Origin of the sequence: Cetobacterium sp. ZWU0022 (assembly GCF_000800875.1) — a bacterium.
Lineage (GTDB): Bacteria > Fusobacteriota > Fusobacteriia > Fusobacteriales > Fusobacteriaceae > Cetobacterium_A.
In genome coordinates this window covers 1-4,626 of record NZ_JRJZ01000038.1, presented here as the reverse complement: position 1 = coordinate 4,626, position 4,626 = coordinate 1, and the positions used below count along the sequence as shown (strand labels likewise).

The 4,626-nt window shown below is 31.0% G+C and carries 7 protein-coding genes and 1 other RNA gene; all 8 read left to right on the top strand.

Annotated features, from left to right (window positions below; all coding sequences use genetic code 11):
- Positions 1–82 precede the first annotated feature (82 nt).
- The 8 genes from L988_RS03165 (at position 83) to rpmA (ending at position 4,514) form a co-directional block, all read left to right on the top strand.
- Positions 83–919 (top strand): sigma-70 family RNA polymerase sigma factor, encoded by an 837-nt coding sequence (locus L988_RS03165; RefSeq protein WP_047381511.1) that lies wholly within the window; start codon positions 83–85, stop codon positions 917–919.
- The gene (locus L988_RS03160) at positions 916–1,704 is read left to right on the top strand and encodes a Nif3-like dinuclear metal center hexameric protein (protein WP_047381510.1); all 789 of its coding nucleotides are present in this window, start codon (positions 916–918) and stop codon (positions 1,702–1,704) included. Before L988_RS03165 ends, L988_RS03160 begins: the two co-directional genes overlap by 4 nt.
- Before the next feature lie 13 nt (positions 1,705–1,717).
- Positions 1,718–2,281: a hypothetical protein gene (locus L988_RS13205; RefSeq protein WP_052191659.1), complete on the top strand. Its 564-nt coding sequence runs from the start codon at positions 1,718–1,720 to the stop codon at positions 2,279–2,281.
- An RNA gene (gene rnpB / locus L988_RS13210) (RNase P RNA component class A) lies at positions 2,278–2,615 on the top strand. The genes L988_RS13205 and rnpB overlap by 4 nt, the downstream gene beginning before the upstream one ends.
- A 79-nt stretch (positions 2,616–2,694) precedes the next feature.
- Positions 2,695–3,459, top strand: coding sequence for a toxin-antitoxin system YwqK family antitoxin (locus L988_RS03150; RefSeq protein ID WP_047381509.1), 765 nt, complete (start codon positions 2,695–2,697; stop codon positions 3,457–3,459).
- Positions 3,460–3,568: 109 nt separating this feature from the next.
- Positions 3,569–3,880 (top strand): 50S ribosomal protein L21, encoded by a 312-nt coding sequence (gene rplU / locus L988_RS03145; RefSeq protein WP_047381508.1) that lies wholly within the window; start codon positions 3,569–3,571, stop codon positions 3,878–3,880.
- Between the two features lie 7 nt (positions 3,881–3,887).
- A complete protein-coding gene (locus L988_RS03140) occupies positions 3,888–4,223 on the top strand; it encodes a ribosomal-processing cysteine protease Prp (protein WP_047381506.1) in 336 nt (111 codons plus the stop codon).
- Positions 4,224–4,514, top strand: coding sequence for a 50S ribosomal protein L27 (gene rpmA / locus L988_RS03135; RefSeq protein WP_023049937.1), 291 nt, complete (start codon positions 4,224–4,226; stop codon positions 4,512–4,514).
- Positions 4,515–4,626 lie beyond the last annotated feature (112 nt).

The following is a 4,626-nucleotide window of genomic DNA, read 5'->3' as shown; positions in this document are numbered from 1 at the left end:
AATAACTATTATACCTCAAAGGATTGGAGTAGTTTCAATAAATTTTAAGTTAACAGAAACTTAATAAAGTAAAGGGGAAATAATGAAAGTAAAAGTATTTGAAAAAGAGATATTAACAAATTGTGTTGAAGATAAAGAGTTTATAAAATTTTTAAAAGAGAATCCAGGATTAAAATTAGAGTTAGATAGTATAGATGTTAGAAAAGAAGAAAAAGTTGAAGATAATAGTTATGTTGTAGAAGGAATTGTAGGTGAATACTTAGAAGAGATTTCATATATACAACCGTTAGAAAAGAAAGATATAGAAAGATTATTAGAAACATTAGACGAAGAGGAGAGTCTTCATGCATTAACAGAGGGAAATCTAAGAGAAGTTGCAAATATAGCTTTTGATTATCTGATTGCTGGAATAGACTATTTAGATTTAATTCAAGAGGGAAGCATAGGAGTAATCAAAGCTTTAGATGAGTATAGACCTTCGAATGGTGAGCTGTTAGAGTATATTAAATTATGGGTTAGAAGAGAGATGCTATTATTTGTTGACGAAAGAGTAGAAACAGAGAAACATATGTATAGAGGTTACTTCTTGAAGAGAAAAGAGGAAGTTTTAGAGCATGAGATAGTTGCTGAATTAGAAGAGGATGAGGAAGTAGAAGCTATTCCTTCGGAAGAGAGATCAGAAATTATAGAAGAGAAGATAAATGAACTTCAAAAATTAGATTATACATCTGTTCCTAAAAAAATATCTCATACAGAGGAAGAGATACTTAAAAGATACTATGGATTAGTAGGAGAAAAAAGAGAGTCTTTATTTGAGATAGAAAATGCTTTAGATTTAAAAAGAGGAGAGGGAGAGCACTTATTTGAAGAGGCTTTAACTAAAATATCTTTAGGAGGAGGAAGAAGCTTAAAAATATGAAGTTAAGTAAACTTGTAAATTTTTTAGAAGAAAAATTCCCAAGATCTTTAGCAGAAGAGTGGGATAATGTTGGATTATTGGTAGGAAAAAGAGATTCTAAGATAGATGGAATACTTTTAGCTTTAGATTTAACTGAGAAGGTCATAGATAAAGCTATTGAAGTTGGAGCTAATTTAATTATAACTCATCATCCAATGATATTTAAACCATTAAAAAATATTACTGGTGATACATTAACAGGAAAAAAAATAATAAAATTAATTGAAAATAAAATTTCAGTTTATTCTATGCATACAAATCTAGATTCTTCAAAACATGGATTAAATGATTTTTTAGGAGAAAATATATTGAAATTGAAAAATGGAGTTATATTAGATCCTTTAGAAAAAAATGGAATTGAATATGGAATTGGTAGAGTGTATAAACTAGATGAGGCTTTATCTCTTGAAAAAATATCAGAAATATTGAAAGAAAAATTAGAGTTAAATAGTATAACTGTAGTGAAAGCAAATGAGCAAAAAGAGATAAAAAAAATAGCTTTAGTAAGTGGTTCTGGAGCATCGTACTGGAGAAAAGCTAAGAAATTAGGAGCGGGAGTTCTAATTACAGGAGATGTAAAATATCATGAAGCCATGGATGCAAAAGAGGAAAACTTTAGTCTGATTGATATTGGACATTTTGAAAGTGAATGGGTTTTTTCAAACTTATTAGAAGATATACTGAAAAAAGAGTTTGAAATAGATATAACAATTTTTAATGATGGCCCAGTTTTTGAAAAAATGTAAGGAGAACATAGGAATGCTAAAAAAAGTAACATTAGGTGCATTATTTCTTTCGACTTTGGTCCTTGGAAAAATAAATGATTATAGAAATGTTTTTTCTGAAGAGAATAAAACTAATTTAACAACTTTAGTTGAAACATTTCAAAAAGAAACAGGAAAAAAACTATATTTAAATACGTTAGAAGAAAACGAAGGGTTTGAAGCAGAAGAGCAAGAAAAAACAGTGATTATAAATTTAATAAAAAATAAAGAGAGTGAAAATGGAATATTGAAAGTTCAATTGAAGATCTCTCAAGATTTAAATCCTGATGAAATCTCATCTGATTTAACACTTCTTTTAACAAATGTAGAGGAGTTTGCAGCAGAAAAAGATGAAACTGTTGTAGCGACAAATTTAGTTGAAGGCTTACAAGAGATATTTGTAGCTTCATCTCAAAACGAAGAAGATAGTAAGGAATTAGAACAGTTGTCATTAGGTACTAAAGTATTTTTAGGAATTGTATTGACAATTTTACTATTATCTATTAGAATAATACAGGTAAAAAGAAAAAAGAAAAAATATAAGTTTAATAAAAAATAGGTATTAGGGTTAATCGCTTGCATTAGCAAGAGGAAAGTCCGGGCTCCATAGAGCAAAAGGGTAGCTAACGGCTACTAAAGGAAACTTTAAGGAAAGTGCCACAGAAAATAGACCGCTACTTTATGTAGTAAGGGTGAAAAGGTGGTGTAAGAGACCACCAGTTCTTTAGGAGACTAAAGAAGCTAGGTAAACCCCCTTTGGAGCAAGACTAAATAGGAGAGAAATAGGGGTTGCTCGTCCTCTCTCAGGGTAAGTTGCTTGAAGCTATAAGCAATTATAGCTCTAGATAAATGATTGACAAATACAAAACCCGGCTTACTTAATGCCTATTAAAAAAGAAGAAAGAGTCAAGAAATTTTAAAAAATTCCTTGGCTTTATTTTTTATAAAAAATCTTATTAGGAGAAGTATAATATGAAAAAAATGAAACTTGTAGTAGGTGTAATATTATTAACATTAATTGGATGTACTCCTTTAGAGAAAAGACAAAGTGAAGAGGAGCGTATATTGTTACCAACGGTTCCTAAAGAAGCTTATGATGTAACTATTTCTACAATATCTGAGGGTGATTTTATACCTCAAACAGATATAATTCATACAGGTCAAAATGTATCGTTAGCTGAAAATGCAATAACAGAAGTAAAATTAAATGGAGTAGATCAAGTTAATATATCGAAAAAACAAGTAAGAAATAAATTGGTATATAATGGTTCTTCAACAACACCGTTTACGGGATCATTTGCAGCGGTAGTAGGTGTTCATAAACACTATGTTGAAGAGTACAAAGATGGTAAATTGGATGGATATAAAATTTGGTATTCAGAAGCAGGAAGAGTAGGAATGAAAGAACCATATGTAGATGGAGTGAAAAGTGGAGTCCAAGAAACTTATTACAGAAATAACGGGAATATTCGTTCGAAGATAACTTATTCAGGTGGAAGAGTATCAGGACCGATGAGTTGGTATGATAATAAAGGTAAAATGGTTTATCAAGAGGACTTTAAAGGTGGAAATGGTGAATGGGTAGCTTATTGGGATAATGGACAAGTTAGAGAAAAAGGAAGACTTGCAAATGGCTTAGCAAATGGTGAATGGAGATATTTCACACAAAAAGGTGAGTTAGAAAAAGTTACTATCTTTAGAAATGGTTCGCCAACTTCACAAGAATGGCATAAATAAAATAAGTTGACAAATAATAAAAAAAATGATAATATATACAGTAGATTAAGCTTGGATAAGGTCGTCAGCAACCGAATCTAGCGATCTTTATACTTTTGGAGGTGTTAGAATGTACGCAGTTATAAAAACTGGAGGAAAACAGTACAAAGTTGCAGTAGGTGAAGTATTAAGAGTTGAAAAACTAAATGCTGAAGTTAACACAACTGTAGAATTAACGGATGTTCTTTTAGTATCAAACAATGGAGAGGTTAAAGTTGGAACTCCTGTTGTTGAAGGTGCTAAAGTAGTAGCAGAGGTTGTAGCTCAAGGTAAAGGAGCAAAAGTTGTTAACTTCAAATACAAGCCAAAAACTGGATATCACAGAAAGAAAGGTCACAGACAACTTTTCACTGAGATCAAAGTTACAGCAATCAACGCATAATTAATTTATGACAAAGATTGAAGTATTTAAAAAAAGTGGCAAAGTAGTTAGATACAGAGCCAATGGTCATGCAGAATATGCAGAGTACGGACAAGATATTGTTTGTGCAGCTATTTCGATGGCGATGCAGTTTCCTTTAGGAGGATTGCAAGAGATTTTGGATATTACTCCAAAATTCGAAATTGACTCTGATGGGTACTTAGACGTTGATATGAGAGGAATGGATTTTTCTCATAAGGAAAAGGAAGTTCATGTATTATTAGATACAATGGTATTAATGTTGAAAGAACTATCTAAGGGTTATCCTAAACACATAAAGCTTGTAGAGAAGGAGGAAATTTAGATGCTATTTACATTAAATATACAATTATTTGCGAAGAAAAAAGGACAAGGTTCTGTTAAGAACGGAAGAGATTCTAATCCAAATTACCTTGGAGTTAAAAAGTATGATGGAGAGGTTGTAAAAGCTGGAAACATCATCGTTAGACAAAGAGGAAACAAATTCCACGCTGGAAACAACATGGGATGTGGAAAAGATCATACTCTATTCGCATTAATCGATGGATACGTAAAGTTCGAGAGATTAGGAAGAGACAAGAAGCAAGTTTCAGTTTACGCTGAAAAAGCTAACTAAGATTCTTTTAAAGAAGAGATTTTTTAAATCTCTTCTTTTTTTCATATCCAAATAGTAACTACTCAGCTAGTAACTAATAAAGTTTAATAGGAAAGATACTTTTTTCAAATTA

What these genes read in the sequence shown, in the direction of transcription:
- L988_RS03165 (WP_047381511.1), top strand. Translation starts at nt 83, where the DNA reads ATGAAAGTAAAAGTATTTGAAAAAGAGATATTAACAAATTGTGTTGAA.
- L988_RS03160 (WP_047381510.1), top strand. Translation starts at nt 916, where the DNA reads ATGAAGTTAAGTAAACTTGTAAATTTTTTAGAAGAAAAATTCCCAAGA.
- L988_RS13205 (WP_052191659.1), top strand. Translation starts at nt 1,718, where the DNA reads ATGCTAAAAAAAGTAACATTAGGTGCATTATTTCTTTCGACTTTGGTC.
- L988_RS03150 (WP_047381509.1), top strand. Translation starts at nt 2,695, where the DNA reads ATGAAAAAAATGAAACTTGTAGTAGGTGTAATATTATTAACATTAATT.
- rplU (WP_047381508.1), top strand. Translation starts at nt 3,569, where the DNA reads ATGTACGCAGTTATAAAAACTGGAGGAAAACAGTACAAAGTTGCAGTA.
- L988_RS03140 (WP_047381506.1), top strand. Translation starts at nt 3,888, where the DNA reads ATGACAAAGATTGAAGTATTTAAAAAAAGTGGCAAAGTAGTTAGATAC.
- rpmA (WP_023049937.1), top strand. Translation starts at nt 4,224, where the DNA reads ATGCTATTTACATTAAATATACAATTATTTGCGAAGAAAAAAGGACAA.